At 59.8% G+C, this 25752-nt stretch carries 21 protein-coding genes; 13 read left to right on the forward strand and 8 right to left on the reverse strand.

The genetic code is table 11. From position 1 onward, the window contains the following. Positions 1–33: 33 nt before the first annotated feature. Positions 34–2625 (reverse strand): glycosyltransferase, encoded by a 2592-nt coding sequence (locus tag P2T68_RS07815; protein WP_168232374.1) that lies wholly within the window; start codon positions 2623–2625, stop codon positions 34–36. A gap of 212 nt (positions 2626–2837) precedes the next feature. On the opposite strand from P2T68_RS07815, the gene tcdA reads away from it, so the two are divergent. Continuing rightward, positions 2838–3653 (forward strand): tRNA cyclic N6-threonylcarbamoyladenosine(37) synthase TcdA, encoded by an 816-nt coding sequence (tcdA, locus tag P2T68_RS07820; RefSeq protein WP_024073817.1) that lies wholly within the window; start codon positions 2838–2840, stop codon positions 3651–3653. Positions 3654–3981: 328 nt separating this feature from the next. Here tcdA and P2T68_RS07825 read toward each other — a convergent pair whose 3' ends face one another. From P2T68_RS07825 to P2T68_RS07840, 4 genes are all read right to left on the reverse strand, one after another. Next, the gene (locus tag P2T68_RS07825; RefSeq protein WP_024073818.1) at positions 3982–4395 is read right to left on the reverse strand and encodes a SufE family protein; all 414 of its coding nucleotides are present in this window, start codon (positions 4393–4395) and stop codon (positions 3982–3984) included. Then, positions 4392–5597, reverse strand: coding sequence for a cysteine desulfurase (locus P2T68_RS07830; protein ID WP_277379217.1), 1206 nt, complete (start codon positions 5595–5597; stop codon positions 4392–4394). Before P2T68_RS07830 ends, P2T68_RS07825 begins: the two co-directional genes overlap by 4 nt. Positions 5598–5665: 68 nt before the next feature. Next, the gene (dapD, locus tag P2T68_RS07835) at positions 5666–6700 is read right to left on the reverse strand and encodes a 2,3,4,5-tetrahydropyridine-2,6-dicarboxylate N-succinyltransferase (protein WP_024073820.1); all 1035 of its coding nucleotides are present in this window, start codon (positions 6698–6700) and stop codon (positions 5666–5668) included. A 32-nt stretch (positions 6701–6732) separates the two neighbouring features. Next, positions 6733–7095, reverse strand: a complete 363-nt coding sequence (locus P2T68_RS07840) for an ArsC family reductase (RefSeq protein ID WP_003189147.1) — start codon at positions 7093–7095, stop codon at positions 6733–6735. Positions 7096–7308: 213 nt separating this feature from the next. On the opposite strand from P2T68_RS07840, the gene P2T68_RS07845 reads away from it, so the two are divergent. Further along, complete coding sequence (locus P2T68_RS07845) at positions 7309–8952, forward strand: Na+/H+ antiporter (protein ID WP_041160857.1); 1644 nt, start codon at positions 7309–7311, stop codon at positions 8950–8952. Between the two features lie 12 nt (positions 8953–8964). Here P2T68_RS07845 and dapC read toward each other — a convergent pair whose 3' ends face one another. From dapC to map, 3 genes are all read right to left on the reverse strand, one after another. Further along, positions 8965–10164, reverse strand: coding sequence for a succinyldiaminopimelate transaminase (gene dapC, locus P2T68_RS07850; protein ID WP_024073822.1), 1200 nt, complete (start codon positions 10162–10164; stop codon positions 8965–8967). Between the two features lie 42 nt (positions 10165–10206). Next, positions 10207–12909, reverse strand: coding sequence for a [protein-PII] uridylyltransferase (locus P2T68_RS07855; protein WP_024073823.1), 2703 nt, complete (start codon positions 12907–12909; stop codon positions 10207–10209). Between the two features lie 64 nt (positions 12910–12973). Continuing rightward, positions 12974–13768, reverse strand: a complete 795-nt coding sequence (gene map / locus P2T68_RS07860) for a type I methionyl aminopeptidase (RefSeq protein WP_024073824.1) — start codon at positions 13766–13768, stop codon at positions 12974–12976. 386 nt (positions 13769–14154) lie between these two features. On the opposite strand from map, the gene rpsB reads away from it, so the two are divergent. The 11 genes from rpsB to lpxD all read left to right on the forward strand — a co-directional run bounded on the left by rpsB (position 14155) and on the right by lpxD (position 25698). Then, entirely contained in the window at positions 14155–14892 is a 738-nt protein-coding gene (gene rpsB / locus P2T68_RS07865) for a 30S ribosomal protein S2 (RefSeq protein ID WP_003219330.1), read from the forward strand. Positions 14893–15083: 191 nt separating this feature from the next. Then, entirely contained in the window at positions 15084–15947 is an 864-nt protein-coding gene (gene tsf / locus P2T68_RS07870; protein WP_024073825.1) for a translation elongation factor Ts, read from the forward strand. Between the two features lie 210 nt (positions 15948–16157). Next, positions 16158–16901, forward strand: coding sequence for a UMP kinase (pyrH, locus tag P2T68_RS07875; protein ID WP_003189161.1), 744 nt, complete (start codon positions 16158–16160; stop codon positions 16899–16901). Then, positions 16898–17455, forward strand: a complete 558-nt coding sequence (frr, locus tag P2T68_RS07880; protein ID WP_024073826.1) for a ribosome recycling factor — start codon at positions 16898–16900, stop codon at positions 17453–17455. The genes pyrH and frr overlap by 4 nt, the downstream gene beginning before the upstream one ends. A 17-nt stretch (positions 17456–17472) precedes the next feature. Beyond that, the gene (uppS, locus tag P2T68_RS07885; protein ID WP_024073827.1) at positions 17473–18228 is read left to right on the forward strand and encodes a polyprenyl diphosphate synthase; all 756 of its coding nucleotides are present in this window, start codon (positions 17473–17475) and stop codon (positions 18226–18228) included. Continuing rightward, a complete protein-coding gene (locus tag P2T68_RS07890; protein WP_277379218.1) occupies positions 18229–19035 on the forward strand; it encodes a phosphatidate cytidylyltransferase in 807 nt (268 codons plus the stop codon). Continuing rightward, a complete protein-coding gene (ispC, locus tag P2T68_RS07895) occupies positions 19032–20222 on the forward strand; it encodes a 1-deoxy-D-xylulose-5-phosphate reductoisomerase (RefSeq protein WP_024073829.1) in 1191 nt (396 codons plus the stop codon). Before P2T68_RS07890 ends, ispC begins: the two co-directional genes overlap by 4 nt. 53 nt (positions 20223–20275) lie before the next feature. Then, positions 20276–21628 carry a sigma E protease regulator RseP gene (rseP, locus tag P2T68_RS07900; protein WP_024073830.1) on the forward strand — a complete coding sequence of 451 codons (1353 nt, stop codon included), beginning with the start codon at positions 20276–20278 and terminating at the stop codon, positions 21626–21628. A 74-nt stretch (positions 21629–21702) separates the two neighbouring features. Then, positions 21703–24090 carry an outer membrane protein assembly factor BamA gene (bamA, locus tag P2T68_RS07905; protein ID WP_024073831.1) on the forward strand — a complete coding sequence of 796 codons (2388 nt, stop codon included), beginning with the start codon at positions 21703–21705 and terminating at the stop codon, positions 24088–24090. Between the two features lie 45 nt (positions 24091–24135). Beyond that, entirely contained in the window at positions 24136–24639 is a 504-nt protein-coding gene (locus P2T68_RS07910) for an OmpH family outer membrane protein (protein WP_003219314.1), read from the forward strand. 3 nt (positions 24640–24642) lie between these two features. After that, entirely contained in the window at positions 24643–25698 is a 1056-nt protein-coding gene (lpxD, locus tag P2T68_RS07915) for a UDP-3-O-(3-hydroxymyristoyl)glucosamine N-acyltransferase (protein ID WP_277379219.1), read from the forward strand. Positions 25699–25752: the final 54 nt, after the last annotated feature.

Genomic DNA, 25752 nt, shown 5'->3' on the forward strand with positions numbered 1-25752 from the left:
CAGAGGCCGCCGTTTAGTGCATTGCGCAAGTTTTTACGCGACGGTGACAGGCTCCACCTTCGGCGCCGGTTTCGGCAGCGACGACAGGAACGCCATGATCAATGCCGCCACGTACGGCAGCGATTGCACCAGCAGCATCACCACCCAGAAACGCATGTCATTGCTCGGCAGGCCCTGCACCAGGTAGATCCCCAGCGCCGCGCCCCACAACAGCAGCATGATGAACATTTCTTCGCGCGCTTCGGAAATCGCGACCCAAAAGCCGTGGTTATCCGCGTTTTTCGGTGTGCGAAAGAACGGAATGCTGGTGGTGAAGAAGCCATACAACACCGCCTTGGCGATGGTGTGGGACAACGCCAGGCCAGCCAGTGCGGCGCAGAACGCATCCTTGAGGTTCACCCCTACCGCACGGCGATACAGGAAAATGATCTTGCCAACCTTGAACACAAACAACGCCAACGGCGGGATCGCGAAAATCAACAGCGGCGGGTCGACCCGCGTCGGCACGATGATCATCGCCGCCGACCACAACAGTGCGCCGACGGTGAAGAAGATATTCATGCCATCTGCCACCCACGGCAACCAGCCCGCGAGGAAGTGGTAGCGCTGGCCACGGGTCAGCTCAGTGTCCTTGCCGCGCAACAGGCTGGCGGTGTGACGCTTGATGATCTGGATCGCGCCATAGGCCCAGCGGAAGCGCTGTTTCTTGAAGTCGATAAAGGTATCCGGCATCAGGCCCTTGCCGTAGCTGTCGTGGTAGTACGCCGCCGACAGGCCTTTCTCGAATACCCGCAGGCCCAGTTCGGCGTCTTCGCAGATGCACCAGTCGGCCCAGCCCAGTTCTTCGAGCACCGAGCGTCGGGTCATGGTCATCGTGCCGTGCTGGATGATCGCGTCGCGGTCGTTACGGGTGACCATGCCGATATGGAAGAAGCCTTTGTACTCGGCGTAGCAGAGCTTCTTGAAGGTGCTTTCGTTCTGGTCGCGGTAATCCTGCGGCGACTGCACCACGGCGATTTTCGGGTCAGCGAAGTGCGGCACCATGTGCTTGAGCCAGTTCGGCGACACGCAGTAGTCCGAGTCGATCACGGCGATCACTTCGGCATCCTTGGCGGTGTGCGGGATCAGGTAGTTCAGCGCGCCGCCCTTGAAGCCGGCCAGTGGGGCCACGTGGAAGAACTTGAAGCGCGGGCCGAGGGTGGCGCAATAGTCGCGCACCGGTTCCCACACGGCCGGGTCCTTGGTGTTGTTGTCGATGATCAGGACTTCGTAGTCCGGGTAATCGAGGGCGGCCAGGGCGTCGAGGGTCTGTTTGACCATCTCCGGCGGCTCGTTGTAGCACGGCACATGGATCGACACTTTCGGGCGGTAGTCCGAATCCCCCACTACCGGCAGGAATTCACGCCGACGCTTGTGGGTCCATACCGCTTCTGCCAACTCGTGGGCTTCGGTCAGCAACACGATGAACACGCCCAGCGCGCCCAGGGCCAACAAGATGCCGACGGTCACGCTGAACCAGGTGCTGTATTGCTGGCTGTAGTCGTAGCCGATCCACACCAATACCGAACCGCAGAGGAACGCGATAAAGGTCAGGAAGGTGCGGCCACGCTGGCGCAGGGCCGAGCCGTCGATCATCAATAGGGTCAGGGACAGCAGTGCAAGCACCACCGATCCGATCGCCAGGACGCGCCATTGCGGGATCGCAACTACCGGCCCTTCGAAGTTGAACTTCTGCTGGCGCGCGGCGTTGTACACGCCCCAGTAAGCGCCGGCCGAACCTTCGTCGCTGACTTTCCAAGGCTGGTCGAAAGCCTCGATCACGAAGTAGTTGTAGCCCTGGCGGTTCAGCTTGTTCACCAGCGTACGCAGGTAAATCGCCTGGTCTGCCGGGGACGATTCATTACCTCCGCGCATACGGCCGTTACTTGGCCAGCCAACTTCCGACAATAGCAGCGGTTTTTTCGGGAACAATTTCTTCAGATCCCTGGCGCGGTCGAGTACGTACTGGCCGGCCTTGTCCATCGGGATGTATTCCCAGAACGGCAGGATGTGCGCGGCAATCAGGTCGACGTGCTTGGCCAGTTGCGGGTTCTTTTCCCAGATATGCCATTGCTCGGAAGTGGTCACCGGTACTTTTACGGCGGCGCGCACCCGATCCAGCAGCACAATCAGCGCCTCGGGGGTGATCTCTTCACGGAACAACGCTTCGTTACCCACGACAACCCGCACGACGCTGCGCGAGCTGTTGGCGATCTCGATAGCCCGCTGGATTTCACGCTCGTTGCGTTCCAGGTCCGGGCTGATCCAGATCCCCAGGGTTACCCGCAGGCCGAACTCTTCCGCCAGCTTGGGGATGTCCCCCAGGGTGCCGTCGACCGAGTAGGTACGGATGTTGTCCGTCAGCTTGCTCATGATCTCCAGATCGCGACGCATCTGGTCGTCGGTCGGGTATTGGTCTTTCTGCGGGTACTGGCCTTGTTGAAACGGCGAGTAAGAAAAACCGGAGATCTGTTCAGGCCAGTTGGGGGTAGTGACCGGGCGGTTGATCAGCGCCCAGAAGCCGGTGAATAGCGCGGCAATTGCCAGCACCACCACCAGGTTGAGTCCAAATTTACGCGATGACATGGCGATTTCGGGTTCCAAAGGGTGTGGAACGAAAAGAGGTGTCGGCCTGCGCCGAACGGCGCGCATCCTACACCGGCGTCTCACTGAGCGTATAGCGGACAGCGAAAAGCCGGACGTTAGTCCGCGAATGTTCACCTAAGTTCTTTACTTGTAGCTTGAAGCTTAGAACTTGTCGCGGTGTGGCCCTATAATGCGCGCCGGTTTTTGGGGTAATGGTCATGAGCACAGAAGATCCGCGGTTTGCAGGCGTCGCCCGTTTGTATGGCATTGAAGGCCTGGACCGCTTGAAGGCGGCCCATGTGGCGATCGTCGGCGTCGGCGGTGTCGGCTCTTGGGCGGCGGAAGCCATCGCCCGTTGCGGCGTAGGGGAGATATCGCTGTTCGACCTGGACGATGTCTGCGTCAGCAACAGCAATCGCCAGTTGCACGCTCTCGACAGTACCGTGGGCAAGCCCAAGGTCGAGGTCATGGCCGAGCGCCTGCGCGGCATCAACCCGGACTGCACCGTGCATGCGGTAGCAGACTTCGTGACCCGTGACACCATGGCCGAGTACATCACGCCGAACATTGATTGCGTGATCGACTGCATCGACGCGGTCAACGCCAAGGCCGCACTGATTGCCTGGTGCAAGCGCCGCAAGATCCAGATCATCACTACCGGTGGCGCCGGCGGGCAGATCGACCCGACGCTGATCCAGGTGTGCGACTTGAACCGTACCTTCAACGATCCCCTGGCCTCGAAAGTGCGCTCGACCCTGCGCCGTGACTATGGTTTCTCGCGTACCGTGACTCGTCATTACAGCGTGCCGTGCGTGTTTTCCACCGAGCAACTGCGCTATCCGAAGCCGGACGGCAGCATTTGTTTGCAGAAGAGCTTTGTCGGTGATGGCGTGAAACTGGACTGCGCCGGCGGGTTTGGCGCGGTGATGATGGTGACCGCGACCTTCGGCATGGTCGCGGCGACCAAGGCGGTGGACAAGATCGTGGCCGGGGTGCGTAGGCCCTCGGAGCGGGTCAAACCCAGCTGAATCTCAGAACTTTACACCGCTCAAAATGTGGGAGGGGCGGTGCGACGATTCGACTTGCCCCCGATGAGCATGGGTATCTACGCAACTTTTCAGCCCCTGACAAATCTCCCTGTGGCGAGCGGGCTTGTCCCGCGTTGGGCTGCGAAGCAGCCCCAAAACCAGCCGCTACAGAGTGTCTGATACACCGCGTTTTTCTTGACTGGGGCTGCTTCGCAGCCCAACGCGGGACAAGCCCGCTCGCCACAACAGCCCTATCTGCCGCGCGTTCAGCGTTGAGCCAAAGTTGTGTAGATACCCATGCTCATCGGGGGCAAGCCCTCTCCCACATTCAGTTGTGTGTATGGCTGAGTTCGCGCATGCGCTGCAAGACCGCGTTCAGCCCATTGCTGCGCGACGGCGACAACTGGCGGGAAAGCCCCAACTGATTGAACCAGTCGGGCAAGTCGACCGCCTGCAATTCAGCCGCCGATAATCCGTTGACCCGCGCCAGCAGCAACGCCACCAAGCCACGGATCATCCGCGCATCGCTGCTCGCGGCGAATTGCCAATGACCCTGCTCCAGGCGCCCCACCAACCACACCAGGCTCTCACAGCCCTGCACCAGGTTGGCATCGACCTTATCTTCATTCGCCAATGCGGGCAGACGTTCACCCCACTGCATCAACATTCGCGCGCGTTGTTCCCAGCTGCCGACAGACTGGAAGGCTTCCAGCGCAGCCAGCGCATCCACTGGCAGGCTCACCGCAACATATCCAGCGCCTGGTCCAGGGCTTCAAAGAAGCGTTCCAGGTCATCGGAGTCGTTATACAGCGCCAGGGATACACGGATCGCTCCCGACAAATGCATCGCCTTGAGCAGCGGCATTGCGCAATGATGGCCGGCGCGCACTGCAATGCCTTGCTCAGTCAGCAGGTGGGCAAGGTCGGCGTTGTGCACGCCTTCGACTACAAAGCTGACCAACGCCACCTGTGGCGCTCCCAGTACGCGTACGCCGTTGCGAGCTTTCAGCCCGCGCAGCAGGTAGTCATGCAGGGCCGCTTCATGGGCGACCACCGCCGGCAGATCCAGGGAGTTCAGGTAGTCCAGGGTCGCGCCCAGGCCAATCACGCCGGCAATCGGCGGGGTACCGGCCTCGAAACCCAGCGGGGCAGGGCGAAAGCTGGCGCTGTGGTAGTCGGCCTGTTGCACCATTTCGCCGCCGAATTGCCAGTGGCGCAGGTGATGCAGGGCTTCGTTGCGGCCATACAGCACGCCGACGCCATCCGGGCCATACAGCTTGTGACTGGAAAATACATAGAAGTCGCAACCCAGGGCCTGCACATCATGCCGGCCATGGACGATGCCCTGTGCCCCGTCCACCACCGTCAGGGCGCCGTGGGCGCGGGCCAGCGGTAGCAGGGCTTCCAGCGGCTGCCAGGCACCGAGGACGTTGGATAACTGGCTCACCGCCAGCAGTCGCGTGCGCGGGCCGATCAATGCGGCGGCGGCTTCAAGGTCAATCACGCCGTCATCGCCCAGCGGCAATACCAACAGTGTGAGCGCGCGGCGTTTGGTCAACTGCTGCCAGGGCAGCAGGTTGGCGTGGTGTTCCAGGGCGCTGATGACAATTTCATCGCCCGCGTTGAATAAGTGCTCAAGGCCATAGGCCAGGAGGTTCAGCGCAGAGGTTGCGCCGTGGGTAAAGATAATTTGCCCGCTGTCGCCTGCATTCAGCCATTGTGCGACCTTGCTGCGGCTGTCCTCGAACGCCTGTGTTGCATGGGCCCCCGGCAAATGCTGGGCACGGTGCACGTTGGCAGCGCCATTGACGTAGTAATGGCCGATGGCATCCAGCAGGGCTTGAGGTTTTTGCGTGGTGGCGGCGTTATCCAGATAGGTCTGGTCTTGCCGTTGCAGGGTGGCGATGGCCGGAAAGTCGGCGCGCCAGGGAGAGGGCACAAGCATGGGGTCAAGACTCGTATAAGCGAACCGCGCCTCGAAGGCGCGGCCCGCTAGTGGCATCGAGTGGCTGCTTAGTTGTGAGCGTGCAGCGCTTCGTTCAGTTCGATGGCCGATTTGTGGGTTTTGCATTCCACGGCACCGGTCTCGGAGTTACGGCGGAACAGCAGGTCCGGTTGGCCGGCCAGTTCGCGGGCCTTGACCACCTTGACCAGTTGGTTCTTCTCGTCGAGCAGCGCAACCTTGGTGCCGGCGGTCACGTACAGGCCAGATTCCACGGTATTACGGTCGCCCAACGGGATACCGATACCGGCGTTGGCGCCGATCAGGCAGCCTTCGCCGACCTTGATCACGATATTGCCGCCGCCCGACAGGGTGCCCATGGTGGAGCAACCGCCGCCCAGGTCCGAACCCTTGCCGACGAACACACCCGCCGACACACGGCCTTCGATCATGCCCGGGCCTTCGGTGCCGGCATTGAAGTTGACGAAACCTTCGTGCATCACGGTGGTGCCTTCGCCCACATAGGCGCCCAGGCGGATACGCGCGGCGTCAGCGATACGCACGCCGCTCGGCACTACGTAGTCGGTCATTTTCGGGAACTTGTCCACCGAGAACACTTCCAGCACTTCGCCGCGCAGGCGCGCTTCCAACTGGCGTTCGGCCAGTTCATTGATGTCGATTGCGCCCTGGCTGGTCCAGGCCACGTTCGGCAACTGTGGGAACACACCGGCCAGGCTCAGGCCGTGAGGCTTGACCAGGCGATGGGACAGCAGGTGCAGCTTGAGGTAGGCCTCAGGCGTGGAGGTCAACGCGGCGTCTTCGGCCAGCACGGTGGCGACCAGCGGGTTGTGGCTTTCCGCCAGGCGGCTCAGCAAGGCTGCCTGGGTGGCATCGACGCCTTTGAGCGCATCCGCCAGTTGCAGGGCCTGGGCGACGGTGAAGGTGATCGCCTGGTTGCCTTCGCTGTAGCCAAGGATCGGCGCGATGGCGGCAACGATTTCAGCCGATGGGTTGAGCAAGGGTTGTGCGTAAAACACTTCCAGCCAAGCACCTTGGCGGTTCTGAGTGCCGACGCCGAAGCCCAGGCTGAACAGGGAATTGGACATGCTGTTACCTCTACAAAAATGGAAGGGCTGGCCTACTTGAGGGCCGCCGAATAACTATCTGGCTTGAAGCCAATCAGGGTTCTGTCACCGAGATCAAGCACCGGGCGCTTGATCATCGAGGGTTGTGCGAGCATCAGTTCAATGGCTTTCGACTGATCGAGATCGGCTTTGCGTTCGTCTTCGAGTTTGCGAAAGGTGGTGCCCGCACGGTTCAAAACCACCTGCCAACCGTGCTCGTTGCACCATTGGGTCAAGTGTTCGCGGTCGATGCCGGCCGTTTTGTAGTCGTGGAACTCATAGCTGACACCGTGCTCATCGAGCCAGGTGCGCGCCTTTTTCATGGTGTCGCAGGCTTTGATGCCGAAAAGGTGCAACGTTTTGCTTGAAGCGGTCAAGGAATTGCCCCCTTTTGGACAAATGAAACTGAAAGGTCACGGATTATGCCACGACCAGCGGCTTTGGGTGCCGCTCGTCAGCACCGTGCGACTATTGTGCAAAAGCCAGCACGCAGCATAGGTGGGTAACATACCCAGGTAATATGGCACTTCAACGGCCAGTTGTTGCCTGATGTGTGTCGTTGCAAGTCGATCGTCCGGGAAACCCGCGTTATGCAAACCGCCTACACCGTTCTTATCCTGCTGATGCTGGTCAGCGTTTCGCGTCTGGTGGGGCGCATCATCCCGCTGCCGTTACCCCTGGTGCAGATTGCGGCGGGTGCCTTGCTGGCCTGGCCCACGCTGGGGCTGCATGTGGCGCTGGACCCGGAGTTGTTCCTGTTTCTGTTCCTGCCACCGTTGTTGTTCTCGGATGGCTGGCGCATGCCCAAGCGTGAGTTGTGGCGCCTGCGCGGCCCGATCCTGACGTTGGCGGTGGGGCTGGTGCTGTTCACCGTGGTCGGTGCTGGCTACTTCATTCACTGGTTGTTGCCTGCGATTCCTTTGCCGGTGGCCTTCGCCCTGGCGGCGGTGTTGTCGCCGACGGACGCCGTGGCGGTGTCGGCCATTTCCCAGAACCGTTTACCTACACCCCTGATGCATATGCTCCAGGGCGAGGCGCTGATGAATGATGCCTCGGGCCTGGTGACCTTCAAGTTCGCCCTGGCGGCAGCGTTGACCGGCGTGTTTTCACTGGCGGATGCCAGCCTCACCTTTGTCCTGGTGGCCATGGGTGGGCTGGCGGTCGGGGTGGCGTTGAGCTGGCTGGTTGGCCGATTGCGCGCCTGGATGATCGCCCGCGGTTGGGATGATCCGGCCACCCACGTGGTTTTCATGCTGCTGCTACCGTTTGCCGCGTATGTGCTGGCCGAACGCTTGGGGGCTTCGGGGATTTTGTCGGCGGTGGCGGCGGGCATGATGCAAAGCTGGCTTGATCTGCTGCCGCGCCAGACCAGCACGCGCTTGCTCAACCGCAGTGTGTGGTCGCTGCTGGAGTTTGCCTTCAATGGCCTGATCTTCCTGCTGCTCGGCCTGCAACTGCCAGACATTATCAAGGCCGTGGTAAGCCATGAAGCCACGCTCTGGCCGACGTTGTTGTACCGCTGCCTGGACGTGATCGCGATTTTCCTGGTGCTGCTGGTGCTGCGATTTATCTGGGTACAGAGCATATGGCGGTTGTCGGGCCTGTTGCGGCGGCTACGGGGGAAAAGCGAGCTGACGTTGGTGCCTACTGCCCGTTCCTGTTGGCTGTTGACCATCGGCGGTGTGCGCGGGGCGGTGACCTTGGCCGGTGTGATGTCGGTGCCTTTGCTGTTGGCGCCGGGGCATGACTTCCCGGAGCGTGACCTGCTGATTTTCATCGCCGCTGGGGTGATCCTGCTCTCGCTGATCGCCGCCTGCATCGCCTTGCCGCTGTTGCTGCGCGGCATCGAAAAGAGCCCGGATGAAAAGCGCCACAACGAAGTGCGTGAGGCCTGGAAAAAAACCGCCGTCGCGGCCATCCATGCCCTGGAGGCAGATGAACCCTCTGAAACCGAAACCCAGGATGCCGCCCAGGCCGCGCTCGCCACTGAACTCAAGGCGCGGTTGATGTCGGAATACCGTCATCAATTGGAGGTGTTCAACGATTCGGCCGAGGCCCAGGCGCTCGCTCAGCAAATGGATCTGCTTGAGCGCAAGCTTCGGCTCAAGGCGCTGCGTGCGCAGCGCTTGGAGTTGTACAGCTTGAGCCGTCATCATCAGATTGGTGATGACGTCTTGAGGGAGGTATTGGCGGATCTGGATATGAGTGAGGCAAACCTGGGTCAAGTGAAATGACCCGTGAGGGGCTTACCGGCGACGCTGAATGAAATCCCGAATCCGCTCGGCCGCTTCCACGCACTCGGCCAATGGCGCAACCAGCGCCAGGCGCACACGGCCGGCGCCGGGGTTGAAGCCATCCACTTCGCGTGACAGGTACGAGCCCGGCACCACGGTGACGTGTTCTTCCACGAACAGGTCGCGGCAGAATGCAGCATCGTCGCCTTCCACGTTCGGCCACAGGTAGAAACCACCGTCCGGGCTTTGCACGTCCAGTACCGGCTTGAGGATTGCCAGCACTGCGTCGAACTTCTCGCGGTACAGGTCACGGTTGGCCTTTACGTGGGCTTCGTCGTGCCAGGCGGCAATGCTGGCCAATTGGGTCTGCACCGGCATTGCACAGCCGTGGTAGGTGCGGTAAAGCAGGAATGCCTTGAGGATATCGGCGTCGCCGGCGACAAAGCCGGAGCGCAGGCCTGGCAGGTTGGAGCGTTTGGACAGGCTGTGGAACACCACGCAACGCTTGAAGTCCTCGCGGCCCAGTTCCACGCAGGCGCTGAGCAGGCCTGGCGGCGGGGTTTGTTCGTCGAAGTAGAGCTCGCTGTAGCATTCGTCGGCGGCAATGACGAAGTCATACTCGTCGGCCAGCGCGATCAGTTTTTTCAGGGTTTCAACCGGGATCAGCGCGCCGGTCGGGTTGCCGGGGGAGCACAGGAACAGGATCTGGCAGCGTTTCCAGATGTCCGGCGACACGGCGTCGAAATCCGGGTTGAAACCGTTCGCATCCAGGCATGGCAGGTAGTGCGGCTTGGCCCCGGCCAGGAAGGCGGCGCCTTCGTAGATCTGATAGAACGGGTTGGGGCTGACCACCAGGGCATCGTCGCCGCGGTTGACCACGGTCTGGGTGAAGGCGAACAGTGCTTCGCGGGTGCCGTTGACCGGCAGGATATTGCGCGCCGGGTCGAGCCAGCCCTTGGGTACATTGAAGCGACGTTCGCACCAGGCACCGATGGCCTCGCGCAATGCCGGGAGGCCCAGGGTGGTTGGGTAGACCGCCATCTGGTCGAGGTTATCTGCCAGCGCCTTGGCTACGAATTCCGGGGATTTATGCTTCGGTTCGCCGATGGACAGCGCGATCGGGCGTTTGCCTGGGTTGGGCGTGACGCTGCCGAGCAGGGCGCGCAGTTTCTCGAACGGGTAGGGCTGCAGCTGGTTCAGGGCGTTGTTCATCGGTGGATCTCGTGCAAGGCGTTAAAAACTGGGGGCGGCGCTTTAAATGGTCAGTCGTGTCAGTTCGACACCGGGTTCCTGGGTCACGCTCAGCTGCTGGACGATCGCGTCCTGCAGGCGACGGCACAGCTCCGGGTCGGACAGCGGCTGGTTATCGGCGTCGGTGATGAAGAACACGTCTTCCACGCGCTCGCCCAGGGTCGCAATCTTGGCATTCTGCAACGACAGGTCGAACTCCAAAAAGATGCCGCCGATCCGTGCCAACAGGCCCGGACGGTCCGGCGCGCTGAGCTCCAGCACGGTCACCGGGCGCTGTGCATCGTTGGAGATGGTCACCTGGGGGGCGAAGGCAAAATGCTTGAGCTGGCGAGGTACCCGGCGCTGGATGATGGTCGGGTAGTCATCCGGGTTGCGCAGCGCTTCGGTGAGCCCTTCGCGAATCTTTTTGACCCGCGCCGGGTTGTCGCCAATCGACTCGCCTTCGGTGTCGAGCACGATGTAGGTGTCGAGGGTGAACTGGCTGCTGGAGGTGATCACGCGGGCGTCATGGATGTTCAGGTTGAGCTGGTCCATGGCGGCCACGGTCACGGCGAAGAAGTCGTGCTGGTCGGGCGCGTAGATGAAGATCTGTGTGCCGCCCTCGAATTCGCGCTGGGTGGTTTCCTTGATCAAGACCAGCGGGCCGCCATCGGCGGGTTGCTGGAGGATGGCGTCGCTGTGCCAGGCCACATCGCCGGCAGTGTGGCGCAGGAAATAATCATCACCCAGTTGCGACCAGAGCTGTTCGACGTCGTCCGGGTCGTTGCCGCCGCGCACCAGGATATCCAAGGCCGCGCTTTGGGTACGGCGGATCTGTTCTTCGCGGTCCACCGGGTTTTCCAGGCCGCGACGCAGGGCGCGCTTGGTCTCGGTGTAGAGTTGGCGCAACAGGCTGGCGCGCCAGGAGTTCCACAGCGTCGGGTTGGTGGCGTTGATATCGGAGACGGTCAGTACGTACAGGTAGTCGAGGCGGGTTTCATCGCCGACGATCTGTGCGAAATCGTGGATCACCTGCGGGTCGGATAAGTCCTTGCGCTGGGCGGTGGTCGACATTATCAGGTGGTTCTGCACCAGCCAGACAATCAGGCGGCTGTCCCACAACGGCAACTGATGGCGCTGGCAGAAGGCCTCGGCGTCAACCGCACCGATTTCCGAGTGATCGCCATGCCGGCCTTTGCCAATGTCGTGATACAGGCCGGCCAGGTAGATCAGCTCGGGCTTGGGCAGCTTGGCCATGAGCTTGCTGGCCAGCGGGAATTTTTCTGAGACCTGGGTGTACTGCAACTTACGCAGGTGCTTGATCAGGTTCAGGGTGTGGGCGTCCACCGTGTAGATGTGAAAGAGGTCGTGCTGCATCTGCCCGACGATAAAGCCGAACTCCGGCAGGTAACGCCCGAGGATCCCGTAGCGGTTCATCCGCCGCAGGTTGCGGTGGATGCCGATCTTGCATTTGAACAGTTCGATAAACAGGCTGGTGTTGCGGATGTCATTGCGAAAATCATCGTCGATCAGGTGACGGTTTTCCCGCAACAGGCGGATCGTATCGGCACGCACGCCTTTGATTTCCGGCTGCTGGGCCATCAGCACGAAGATTTCCAGCATGGCGAACGGGGTGCGGCGGAACACGTTGTCGCTACGCGCCTCGATATAGCCGTCGTGCAGCTGGAAACGCGCATTGATCGGCTGCGGTGGTGCTTCGTCTTCCGGGGCCAGGATCACTTCTTCGAAGTGCTGGATGATCAGGTCGCTGAGCTGGGCAATGCTCATGACCACCCGGTAGTACTGCTGCATGAAGCTTTCGATGCTGGTCTTCGCGTCTTCGCCTTCAAAACCGAGCAGGGTGGCGATGGACCGCTGGTGGTCGAACAGCAGGCGGTCTTCGGAGCGCCCGGCGAGCATGTGCAGGGCGTAGCGCACTTTCCACAGGAATTCCTGGGACGAGGCCAGCAGGGCGTTTTCGCTCTCCACCAGAAAACCCTCGCCGGCCAGGGCGCGCAGGTTCAGGGTGCCGTACTGGCGGCGGGCGACCCACAGGATGGTCTGGATGTCCCGCAGCCCGCCCGGCGAGCCTTTGACGTTGGGTTCCAGGTTGTATTCGGTGTCGTTGTACTTGTGGTGTCGGGCTTTCTGCTCGGCACGCTTGGCCAGGAAGAAATCCTTGCTGGGCCACATGTGTGCGGTGCTCGTGACTTCGAGCATGCGCTGGCGCAGGCGCTCGGGGCCGGCGATGGTGCGGCTTTCCATCAGGTTGGTGATGACGGTCAGGTCGGCACGGGCTTCTTCGGCGCATTCGTCGACCGAGCGCACGCTCTGGCCGACCTCAAGGCCGATATCCCACAACAGCGTCAGAAAACGCTCGATGGAATCGCGAAAGATCTCATGATCGGCACTGTCCAGCAGGATCAGCAAATCGATGTCGGAGTAGGGGTGCAGTTCACCACGGCCATAGCCGCCGACCGCGACCAGGGCGATATCGGCGTCTTCGCTCCAGGTGAACTGTTCCCAGGCCTTTTGCAGGATGTTATCGATGAACCAGGCGCGGTCCTCGATCAGCCGGCGAATGTCCCGGCCGCTGCGAAAGCGCTCGTCGAGCACCTCGCGGGCCTGGCGGATAGCCTTCTTGAAGGCGGCGATAGGGCTCGCCTTCAGCGCCAGTTCGGCCTGGAACTGGCCACGGTCGAAGAGTTCGGGATCCACCTGGGGCATTGATCGGCTTTCCTTTCTATCTATCAGTCAGTCAGAACACAGTGGGGGAAAACCTGGGCAGCCGTTACGCCGAAGCCGCACCCGAAATGCGTGGGATCGTGTCGTCCGCACGCAGGGTGAAGATTTCGTAGCCGGTGTCGGTGACCAGCAGGGTGTGTTCCCACTGGGCCGAGAGCTTGCGGTCCTTGGTGATGGCGGTCCAGCCGTCGCCCAGAACCTTGGTGTCGGCCTTGCCCTGGTTGATCATCGGCTCGATGGTGAAGGTCATGCCTGCCTTGAGTTCCATGCCGGTGCCGGCGCGGCCGTAGTGCAGGATCTGCGGTTCTTCGTGGAACACCTTGCCGATACCGTGGCCGCAGAATTCGCGGACGACCGAGAAACCGTTCTTTTCCGCGTGCTTCTGGATCACTTCACCGATGTCGCCCAGGCGGCAGCCAGGCTTGACGATCTCGATGGCCTTGTACATGCATTCCTGGGTGACCTGGGACAGGCGCTCAGCCCAGACCGGTACGGTGCCGACGTGGAACATGCGGCTGGTGTCGCCGTGGTAGCCATCCTTGATCACGGTGACGTCGATGTTCAGGGTGTCGCCGTCTTTCAATGGCTTATCGCCGGGAATCCCGTGGCATACCACGTGGTTGATCGAGGTGCAGATCGACTTGGGGAAGCCCTTGTAGTTCAGCGGCGCAGGGATGGCCTTTTGCACGTTGACGATATAGTCGTGGCAGATACGGTCCAGCGCTTCAGTAGTGACGCCTGGCTTGACGTGTTCGGCGATCATTTCCAGCACGTCGGCAGCCAGTTTGCCGGCAACGCGCATGCCTGCGATGTCTTCGGCGGTTTTCAAAGTGACGGTCATACAGGCTCTCTCTAGCGCGACGCGCTGAAATCAATACGGTTTGCGGGCGTGCGACAAAAGGTTACAGAATTCGCACAAGCCCAAAAAACGCGATTCTACCAGACGCGGGTGGCAAATCATGAGCGTCTGGTGATCGGTTCTCTCTATAAGGTGGGGCTATATTGGCTCTATTCAAAGGCTTGCGCAAAAAACGTCGTTGGCAAATGTGATTGCGGGTTTCGTTTTCGCCCTTGCTGTGGTATAAAATGCGCCGCTTTCCGGGGATACCCCGCAAAGCTTAAATCCACACACGTGTCGACACGATGACCTGGGTGCCGGAGGCCTTGATGCCGCTGGTTGGTCATTGGGATACGTGGAGGCCAAACCCGACTTATTAAGGAACTATCATGTCCCAAGTCAACATGCGCGATATGCTGAAGGCCGGTGTGCACTTCGGTCACCAGACCCGTTACTGGAACCCGAAAATGGGTAAGTACATTTTCGGCGCGCGTAACAAGATCCACATCATCAACCTTGAAAAAACCCTGCCAATGTTCAACGAAGCGCTGACTTTCGTAGAACGCCTGGCCCAGGGCAAAAACAAGATTCTGTTCGTTGGCACCAAGCGTTCCGCTGGCAAGATCGTTGCTGAAGAAGCAGCACGTTGCGGTTCGCCGTACGTCGATCACCGCTGGTTGGGCGGCATGCTGACCAACTTCAAAACCATCCGTGCTTCCATCAAGCGTCTGCGTGACCTTGAAGTGCAAGCCGAAGACGGTACTTTCGCCAAGCTGACCAAGAAAGAGGCGCTGATGCGCACTCGCGACCTGGAAAAGCTCGATCGTTCCCTGGGTGGTATCAAGGACATGGGCGGTCTGCCTGACGCACTGTTCGTTATCGACGTTGATCACGAGCGCATCGCGATCACCGAAGCCAACAAGCTGGGCATCCCTGTTATCGGCGTAGTCGATACCAACAGCAGCCCGGAAGGCGTTGACTACATCATCCCAGGCAACGATGACGCCATCCGCGCTATCCAGCTGTACATGGGTTCGATGGCTGACGCTGTTATCCGTGGTCGCAACCACGTTGCTGGTGGCACCGAGCAGTTCGTTGAAGAAGCTCCGGTAGCCGCAGCTGAGTAATTGACGCCCTGGCGTTGACTCAGTAAGCAAAAAGGGGGCTTGGCCCCCTTTTTGCCACCTCGAAAACCATTTGTCGGCAGCGCAGCTACATCATCTGTAACGTGCAGCGGCCTACAAGGGAGATTCGGGAAGAATTGATCGCCCGTTTGATCGGGTGGAATGGTTGAAAACCTATCCAAGAGGATTTTGAAATGGCAGAGATTACTGCAGCGTTGGTCAAAGAACTGCGTGAGCGTACCGGCGAAGGCATGATGGATTGCAAAAAGGCCTTGACCAAGGCCGGCGGCGACATCGAAAAAGCCATTGATGACATGCGTGCTTCCGGCGCCATCAAGGCTGCCAAGAAAGCAGGCAACGTTGCTGCTGAAGGCGCTATCGCCCTGAAGGAAGACGGTAAATCCGCAGTCCTGCTGGAAGTGAACTCGCAGACTGACTTCCTGGCCCTGCAGGACGACTTCAAGGCATTTGTTGCTGCCAGCGTTGAGAAAGCGTTCGCCGACAAACTGACTGACGCCGCTCCGCTGATCGAAGCTCAAGAAGCAGACCGTCTGGTACTGGTCGGCAAGGTTGGCGAAAACGTCAACATTCGTCGCCTGGTTCGCGTTGAAGGTGATGTTGTTGGTGGTTACCTGCACGGCAACAAGATCGGTGTAGCTGTTGTTCTGAAGGGCGGCACTGTTGAGCTGGCCAAAGACATCGCTATGCACGTAGCGGCCAGCAACCCTGAGTTCCTGCTGCCATCGGAAGTGTCTGCTGACGCAATCGAGCGCGAAAAAGCTGTGTTCCTGAGCCTCAACGCTGACAAAATCGCTGGCAAGCCAGAGAACATCGTTGAAAACATGATCAAAGGCCGTATCAGCAAGTTCCTGGCTGAAGCAAGCCTGGTTGAGCAGGCGTTCGTCAAGAACCCTGAAATCAAGGTTGGCGAACTGGCCAAGAAAGCCGGTGCTGAAATCGTTTCCTTCACTTACTTCAAAGTAGGCGAAGGCATCGAGAAGCCGGTCGACAACTTCGCTGAAGAAGTTGCTGCCCAGCTGGCTGCCGCCAAGCAATAAGACAGGTTCCCACTGTCGCCCGAAAGAGGCTGCCCGCTCACGCGCGCAGCCTCTTTTCAAATGGGAAGGCTAATTTTATTTGGCTTCCCCTCGGAACTGGCTTACAAAGCCGTGATCCGATGGCGCTGTGATAGCGTCCAGCTAGAGTGAACGCAAGCCGTAAACGGCTCGCCAAGAATTTTTAAAAATACGCCGCAGGAGAGATTCGCAATGGCTCAGCAGGGCAGTGGTTATCAGGCTCGCTATAAACGCATTCTACTCAAGCTTAGCGGCGAGGCCCTGATGGGCTCGGAAGAGTTCGGGATCGATCCCAAGGTGCTCGATCGCATGGCGCTGGAAGTCGGCCAACTGGTCGGCATCGGTGTCCAGGTCGGCCTGGTGATCGGGGGTGGTAACCTGTTCCGCGGCGCGGCACTGAGTGCGGCCGGTATGGATCGGGTCACGGGTGACCACATGGGCATGCTGGCCACTGTGATGAACGCCCTGGCCATGCGCGACGCCCTGGAGCGTGCCAATATCTCGGCAATCGTGATGTCGGCTATTTCCATGGTTGGTGTGACCGATCACTATGATCGCCGCAAAGCCATGCGTCACTTGAACTCCAAGGAAGTGGTGATCTTCGCCGCCGGTACTGGCAATCCATTCTTTACCACGGATTCGGCTGCTTGCTTGCGCGCCATCGAAATCGATGCTGACGTAGTGCTCAAGGCCACCAAGGTGGATGGCGTATACACCGCAGACCCATTCAAAGACCCGCATGCCGAGAAGTTCGATCATCTGACCTACGATGAAGTGCTGGATCGCAAGCTGGGCGTGATGGACCTGACGGCTATTTGCCTGTGCCGCGACCACAAGATGCCGCTGCGCGTATTTAACATGAACAAGCCCGGCGCCCTGCTGAATATCGTACACGGCGGCGCGGAAGGGACTCTGATCGAGGAAGGCCAACAATGATCAATGACATCAAGAAAGACGCCCAAGCGCGTATGCAGAAATCCCTGGAGTCTCTGAGCCACGCGTTCGGCCAGATTCGTACCGGCAAGGCGCACCCGAGCATCCTGGGTAGCGTGATGGTGCCGTATTACGGCGCCGACACCCCCCTGAGCGGTGTGGCCAACGTAACCGTAAAAGATTCGCGCACCCTGCAAGTCGTGGCTTTCGAGCGCAACATGCTCGCTGCTGTCGACAAAGCCATCCAAAGTGCCGGCCTGAACCTCAACCCGACCAACCTGGGCGAGTTGTTGCTGATCTCCATGCCGGCACTGACCGAAGAAACCCGCAAGGGCTTCACCAAGCAGGCGCGCAGTGCTGCTGAAGACGCGCGTGTTGCCGTGCGCAACATCCGTCGTGATGCGTTGGGTGACCTGAAGAAGCTGGTCAAGGACAAGGAAATCAGCGAAGACGAAGAGCGTCGCGCTATTGCCGATATCGACAAGCTGACTAAAGAAGCCGAGGCCCAGATTACCAAGGCTACCGAAGAAAAAGAAAAGGACCTGATGGCCGTATAAGGGGTCAGGACGCCTTCATGGAAAAGACCAAGCAGACTGTGCCCTCTGTGGTGCCGCGCCATGTCGCGATCATCATGGATGGGAATAATCGCTGGGCGAAGAAACGCTTTCTGCCTGGTGTCGCCGGGCATAAAGCGGGTGTCGATGCGGTGCGGGCGGTGATTGAGGTGTGTGCCGAGGCCAAGGTCGAAGTGTTGACCCTGTTCGCCTTCTCCAGTGAAAACTGGCAGCGGCCTGCCGAGGAAGTCAGTGCCCTGATGGACCTGTTCTTCAAGGCCTTGCGTCGTGAGGCCAAGCGTCTCAACGACAATAAAATCAGCCTGCGCATCATCGGTGATCGTTCGCGATTCCATCCGGATTTGCAGGCCGCCATGCGCGAAGCCGAGGCGATCACAGCTGGCAGCGACCGCTTTGTACTGCAGATCGCCGCCAACTATGGCGGCCAGTGGGATATCGCCCAGGCTGCGCAGCGGCTGGCTCGCGAAGTGCAGGCCGGCCATCTGCGCCCGGACGACATCACGCCCGAACTGTTGCAAACCTGTCTGGTGACCGGCGACCTGCCGTTGCCGGACCTGTGTATCCGCACCGGTGGTGAGCACCGCATCAGTAACTTTCTATTGTGGCAATTGGCCTACACCGAGTTGTACTTCTCCGACCTGTTCTGGCCGGACTTCAAACACGATGCCATGCGTAAAGCGCTGGCCGATTTCGCTTCCCGTCAGCGTCGCTTCGGTAAAACGAGCGAGCAGATCGAAGCTGGAGCCCGGGTTTAAATGCTTAAACAACGAATCATCACAGCACTGATCCTGCTGCCGATTGCCTTGTGTGGATTTTTCCTGCTCGACGGTTCCGGCTTTGCGCTGTTTATTGGCCTGGTTGTAATCCTCGGGGCCTGGGAATGGGCGCGCCTGGCAGGGTTCAGTACGCAGTTGCCACGCCTGGTCTATGCGGCGGTGGTAGCGCTGTTGCTGTTCCTGATGTACATCCTGCCGGACATCGCGCCCTGGGTATTGGGGGCGGCGGTATTGTGGTGGGCCCTGGCGACGTTCCTGGTGCTGACCTATCCGCGCACCAGTGCCCAGTGGTCCAGTGTCGCCTGCAAATTGGTGGTTGGCTTGCTGATCCTGCTGCCGGCCTGGCAAGGGCTGGTGGAGATCAAGCGCTACCCGATTGGTAATGAGCTGATCCTCGCGGTAATGGTGCTGGTCTGGGGGGCTGATATTGGCGCCTACTTTTCCGGCCGGGCCTTTGGCAAGCGCAAGCTGGCACCCGCCGTCAGCCCGGGCAAAAGCTGGGAAGGCGTGTATGGCGGCCTGGCGTTGACACTGGTGATCACGCTTGTTGTTGGTGTCGTGCGCGAATGGTCCATGAAGGAAGTCTTCCTGGCCCTGCTGGGTACGGCCATTGTCGTATTCATCTCGGTGGTGGGTGACCTCACTGAAAGCATGTTCAAGCGCCAGGCCGGGATCAAGGACAGCAGCAACCTGCTGCCGGGTCATGGTGGCGTGCTGGATCGCATCGACAGCCTCACGGCCGCGATCCCGATCTTTGCCGTGCTGTTGTGGATGAGCGCCTCGTGAGCCGCCTGCAACAGGTCACCGTGCTGGGCGCGACCGGTTCGGTAGGGTTGAGCGCCCTGGACGTGATTGCTCGTCACCCGGAACGCTATCAAGTCTTCGCGCTGACCGGCTTCAGCCGCTTGAGTGAGTTGCTGGCCCTGTGCGTGCGCCATGCGCCGCGCTTTGCCGTCGTACCCGAGGCTACGGCTGCGCGGGGTTTGCAGGATGATCTGCGCGCCGCGGGTTTGGCTACCCAGGTGCTGGTGGGGGAGGAAGGTTTGTGCCAGGTCTCGGCCGATGCCGAGGTGGATACCGTTGTCGCTGCTATCGTCGGTGCTGCTGGCTTGCGCCCGACCCTGGCGGCTGTCGACGCCGGCAAGAAGATCCTGCTGGCTAATAAAGAAGCGCTGGTGATGTCCGGCGCATTGTTTATGCAAGCGGTGCGTAAGAGCGGGGCGGTGCTGCTGCCCCTCGACAGTGAGCACAACGCGATCTTCCAATGCATGCCGGGCGACTTTGCTCGCGGCTTGAGCCAGGTCGGCGTGCGTCGGATCTTGCTGACGGCCTCGGGTGGTCCTTTCCGGCAGACGCCGTTGACTGAGCTGGAGCATGTCTCTCCGGACCAGGCTTGCGCCCATCCGAACTGGTCCATGGGGCGCAAAATTTCCGTCGACTCGGCGAGCATGATGAACAAAGGCCTGGAGTTGATCGAGGCATGCTGGCTGTTCGACGCGCGGCCTGAGCAGGTCGAGGTGGTGATTCACCCGCAAAGTGTGATTCATTCCCTGGTCGACTACGTGGACGGTTCGGTATTGGCGCAGTTGGGCAACCCCGATATGCGTACGCCGATCGCCAACGCCCTGGCTTGGCCGGAGCGTATCGACTCGGGTGTCGCGCCTCTGGACCTGTTCGCTATTGCCCGCTTGGACTTCGAGGCGCCGGACGAGCAGCGCTTTCCCTGCCTGCGTTTGGCGCGGCTGGCGGCCGAGGCGGGTAACAGCGCACCGGCAATGCTCAATGCGGCCAATGAAGTTGCGGTGGCGGCGTTTCTCGAACGGCGCATCCGCTTTCCGCAGATCGCGAGTATCATCGAGGATGTTCTAAGTCTTGAACCCGTGGTGGCAGTGAATGATTTGGGGGCAGTGTTCGAGGCGGATACCAAGGCCCGGACCCTGGCCGAACAATGGTTGAACCGCAACGCGCGTTAGTCTTTGGGCGCGTTTTAGCCTTCAGGCACTGGATTGGAATGCGGAGAAATTAGATGAGTGCGCTTTACATGATTGTCGGCACCCTGGTTGCTCTGGGTGTGCTGGTTACCTTCCACGAATTCGGCCACTTCTGGGTGGCGCGTCGTTGCGGCGTCAAGGTACTGCGCTTTTCCGTTGGTTTCGGCATGCCGCTGCTGCGCTGGCACGACCGCCGTGGCACCGAATTCGTGATTGCGGCGATCCCCCTGGGTGGCTACGTCAAGATGCTCGATGAGCGCGAAGGCGAAGTGCCGGCGGATCAGCTCGATCAATCCTTCAATCGCAAGACGGTTCGTCAGCGTATTGCGATTGTCGCTGCTGGCCCGATCGCCAATTTCCTGCTGGCCATGGTGTTCTTCTGGGTCCTGGCCATGCTCGGTAGCGAGCAGATTCGCCCGGTCATCGGTGCGGTTGAGTCGGACAGCATCGCCGCCAAGGCTGGATTGGTCGCCGGGCAGGAAATAGTTTCCATTGATGGCGAGCCGACCACTGGTTGGGGTGCGGTCAATTTGCAGCTGGTGCGTCGCTTGGGTGAGAGCGGCACCGTCAAGGTGGTGGTACGCGAGCAGGATTCCACTGCCGAGTCCCCGCGTGAGCTGGCCCTGGACCATTGGCTCAAGGGGGCCGACGAGCCGGATCCGATCAAGTCCCTGGGGATTCGACCCTGGCGCCCGGCCTTGCCGCCGGTCCTGGCCGAGCTGGACCCGAAAGGTCCCGCCCAGGCCGCAGGTCTGAAAACCGGTGATCGCCTGTTGGCCCTTGATGGTCAGGCGCTGGGCGAATGGCAGCAAGTGGTCGACCTGGTGCGTGTACGCCCTGATACCAAAATTGTGCTGAAAATTGAGCGCGATGGTGCTCAAATCGACGTCCCTGTCACCCTGGCGGTGCGGGGCGAAGCCAAGGCGGCCGGGGGTTACCTCGGTGCCGGCGTGAAAAGTCCGGACTGGCCGCCATCGATGGTGCGCGAGGTCAGTTTCGGGCCAGTGGCCGCGATTGGCGAGGGTGCAAAACGTACTTGGACCATGAGTGTGCTGACCCTCGAGTCCCTCAAGAAAATGTTGTTCGGCGAGCTCTCGGTAAAAAACTTGAGTGGGCCGATAACCATTGCTAAAGTGGCGGGCGCTTCTGCCCAGTCGGGTGTCGCGGATTTCCTGAATTTCCTGGCTTATCTGAGTATTAGTCTTGGGGTTCTGAATTTGCTGCCCATTCCGGTATTGGATGGGGGGCATCTGTTGTTTTATCTGGTCGAGTGGGCGCGTGGTCGCCCCTTGTCGGATCGGGTGCAGGGTTGGGGGATACAGATTGGTATCAGTTTGGTGGTCGGGGTGATGTTGTTAGCCTTGGTCAACGATCTGGGACGTCTGTAACGCTTCGCTGAATTGCGAATCTGCCGCATTTTGCGGCAGTTTGTTTATTGCCAGTTGGAATAAGAAAGGACTTCATGAAACGTCTGCTGCTAACTGCGGTTCTCACCGTATTGATGATCGCCGAAGTTCACGCCGAGTCCTTCACCATCTCCGATATTCGCGTCAACGGCCTCCAGCGGGTTTCCGCGGGTAGCGTCTTTGGTGCCTTGCCGTTGAACGTCGGGGAACAGGCTGATGACCGTCGCCTGGTGGAATCCACTCGTGCGCTGTTCAAAACCGGGTTCTTTCAAGACATCCAACTGGGTCGCGAAGGCAACGTCCTGGTCATCACCGTTGTCGAGCGACCCTCCGTCGCCAGTATCGAGATCGAAGGCAACAAGGCGATCTCCACTGAAGACCTGATGAAGGGCCTCAAGCAATCCGGCCTGGCCGAGGGCGAGATCTTCCAGCGCGCGACGCTTGAAGGTGTGCGTAACGAGCTGCAACGCCAGTACGTTGCCCAGGGTCGCTACTCCGCAACCGTTGAAACCGAAGTGATCCCGCAGCCTCGTAACCGTGTGGGCCTGAAGGTCAACATCAACGAAGGCACCGTGGCGGCCATTCAGCACATAAACGTGGTGGGTAACACCAAGTTCGCTGATGAAGACCTGATCGACCTGTTCGAACTCAAGACCACCAACTGGTTGTCGTTCTTCAAGAACGACGACAAGTACGCTCGTGAAAAACTCTCCGGTGACCTGGAACGCCTGCGCTCCTACTACCTGGACCGCGGCTATATCAACATGGATATCGCTTCGACCCAGGTGTCCATCACCCCGGACAAGAAGCACGTCTACATCACAGTCAACGTCAACGAAGGCGAGAAGTACAAGGTTCGTGACGTCAAGCTCAGCGGCGACTTGAAAGTGCCTGAAGACCAGGTCAAGGCGCTGTTGCTGGTGCAGAAGGACCAGGTGTTCTCGCGCAAGCTGATGACCACCACCTCCGAGCTGATCACCCGTCGCCTGGGTAACGAAGGCTATACCTTCGCCAACGTCAACGGTGTACCGACTCCGCACGATGATGACCACACCGTGGATATCACCTTCGTGGTCGACCCGGGCAAGCGTGCCTATGTGAACCGCATCAACTTCCGTGGCAATACCAAGTCAGCGGACGAAGTGCTGCGTCGTGAAATGCGCCAGATGGAAGGTGGCTGGGCGTCGACTTACCTGATCGACCAGTCCAAGACCCGTCTTGAGCGCCTGGGCTTCTTCAAGGAAGTGAACGTTGAAACCCCGGCCGTACCGGGTGTAGACGACCAGGTTGACGTGAACTACGCCGTAGAGGAACAAGCATCGGGCTCGATTACCGCCAGTGTCGGTTTTGCTCAGAGTGCCGGTCTGATCCTGGGCGGTTCGATCACCCAGAACAACTTCCTCGGTACCGGTAACAAGGTTTCCATCGGCCTGACCCGAAGCGAATACCAGAGCCGCTATAACTTCGGTTATGTCGACCCCTACTGGACAGCTGACGGTGTGAGCCTGGGCTACAACGCCTTCTATCGCACCACCGACTACAAAGACCTCGACGTTAACGTAGCAAGCTATGCGATCGACAGCCTGGGTGCGGGTGTCAACATCGGCTACCCGATCAGCGAGACCTCGCGCCTGACCTTCGGCCTCACCGCGCAGCAGGATGAGATCAAGACCGGTGTGTACACCGTGGATGAGATCTTTGACTTTACCCGTCGTGAAGGCGATAAGTTCCTGAACTTCAAGGCCTCTGCCGGCTGGTCCGAGTCGACCCTGAACAAAGGTGTACTGGCAACCCGAGGTCACTCCCAGAGCCTGACCCTGGAAACCACCACGCCTGGCAGCGACCTCTCGTTCTTCAAGCTCGACTACCGTGGCCAGTTGTTCCAGCCGCTGAGCGATAACTACACCATGCGCCTGCACACTGAGCTGGGTTATGGCGACGGCTATGGTTCGACCAACGGCCTGCCGTTCTATGAGAACTACTATGCCGGTGGTTTCAACTCGGTGCGTGGCTTCAAGGACAGCACACTGGGCCCGCGTGGTACCCCGAGCCGTGGCGCTGCCGTGACCGGTAACACCGGAACCGTGGCGGACACCGATACTAGTGCGCTGCCATTCGGTGGTAACGTGTTGATCCAGGGTGGTGCGGAAATTCTCTTCCCTCTGCCGTTCGTCAAAGATCAGCGGTCCCTGCGTACTTCGGTTTTCTGGGATGTGGGTAACGTGTTCGATTCCAAGTGCGAGCAGGTCACCAACCCAACGGGCGTGAAGTCCAACACCCAATGTAACGATGTGAGCCTGAGTAACATGGCGAGCTCCGTGGGTGTCGGCGTGACATGGGTGACTGCGCTTGGTCCGTTGAGCTTTGCTCTGGCCATGCCGATCAAGAAACCGGATAACGCTGAAACCCAGATTTTCCAATTCTCCCTCGGCCAGACGTTCTAAGCGTCTGACCCAAGATAACGACAACGGATTCTGTAGGAGTACATCGTGCGTAAGTTGACTCAATTGGTTCTGCTGGCAACTGTGCTGGTAGCCACCCCGGCCTTCGCCGAAATGAAAATTGCCGTCCTGAACTATCAGATGGCCCTCCTGGAATCCGATGCGGCCAAGAAGTACGCAGTGGATGCAGAGAAAAAATTCGGTCCGCAACTGACCAAGCTGAAAACGCTGGAAAGCAGCGCCAAGGGCATCCAGGATCGTCTGGTAGCCGGCGGTGACAAAATGCAGCAAGGCGAGCGCGAGCGTCTGGAGCTTGAATTCAAGCAAAAGGCCCGTGACTACCAGTTCCAGTCCAAGGAGCTGAACGAAGCCAAGGCTGTTGCCGACCGCGAAATGCTCAAGCAGCTCAAGCCCAAGCTCGACAGCGCTGTGGAAGAAGTCATCAAGAAAGGTGCCTTTGACCTGGTGTTCGAGCGTGGCGCCGTGATTGACGTCAAGCCTCAATACGACATCACCCGCCAGGTGATCGAGCGCATGAATCAGCTGAAGTAAGCCATGACCGCGACTATCAAGCTCGGCGAGTTGGCCGAGTTCCTGGGAGCTACCTTGCGTGGCTCCCCGGAGAAAGAAATCACTGGGCTAGCCACCTTGCAGGAGGCTGGCCCAGCTCAGTTGAGCTTCCTCGCAAATCCCCAATACCGTAAATACCTGGTCGACTGCCAGGCCGCAGCCGTGTTGCTGAAGGCCGCTGACGCCGAGGGTTATGCCGGGGATGCGCTGGTAGTAGCCGACCCATACCTGTCGTACGCGAAAGCATCGCATCTGTTTGATCCGAAGCCCAAGGCCGCTGGCGGTATCCATCCGTCGGCGGTGATCGCCGATGATGCCCAAGTCGACCCTGCCGCCAGTATTGGCGCGTTTGCAGTGATCGAGAGTGGTGCACGCATCGCTGCCGGTGTGACGGTCGGCGCACACTGCTTTATCGGTGCACGCTGCGAAATCGGCGCCGATGGCTGGTTGGCTCCGCGCGTTACCCTGTACCACGATGTGCGTATCGGGCAGCGCGTAGTGATCCAGTCGGGCGCCGTGATCGGTGGCGAAGGTTTTGGTTTTGCCAACGCCAAAGGTGTCTGGCACAAGATTGCCCAGGTTGGCGGTGTATTGATTGGCGATGACGTGGAAATCGGCGTCAACACGGCTGTCGATCGCGGGGCCCTGGCCGATACCGTGATCGGTAACGGCGTGAAGCTCGACAACCAGATCCAGATTGCCCACAACGTGCAGATTGGCGATCACACCGCCATGGCAGCCTGCGTGGGGATTTCCGGCAGCACCAAGATCGGCAAGCATTGCATGCTCGCTGGCGGTGTAGGGCTGGTAGGGCATATCGATATTTGCGACAACGTCTTCATCACCGGCATGACCATGGTCACCCACTCGATTACCGAGCCCGGTGCCTATTCTTCCGGTACTGCCATGCAGCCTGCGGCTGAATGGCGCAAGAGTGCAGCACGTTTGAGGCAGCTCGACGACATGGCTCGACGCCTCAAGCAGCTGGAAAAGCGTGTTGGGGACGTGCCCCCTGGCGGTAATGCTTCATCAGAAGGCTGATACCATTTCCATATCAAGTGTGCACAGCCGCTAGACTGCCTCCTTGATTTGCTA

Source organism: Pseudomonas sp. G11, assembly GCF_029457515.1.
GTDB classification, from domain to species: domain Bacteria; phylum Pseudomonadota; class Gammaproteobacteria; order Pseudomonadales; family Pseudomonadaceae; genus Aquipseudomonas; species Aquipseudomonas gorinensis.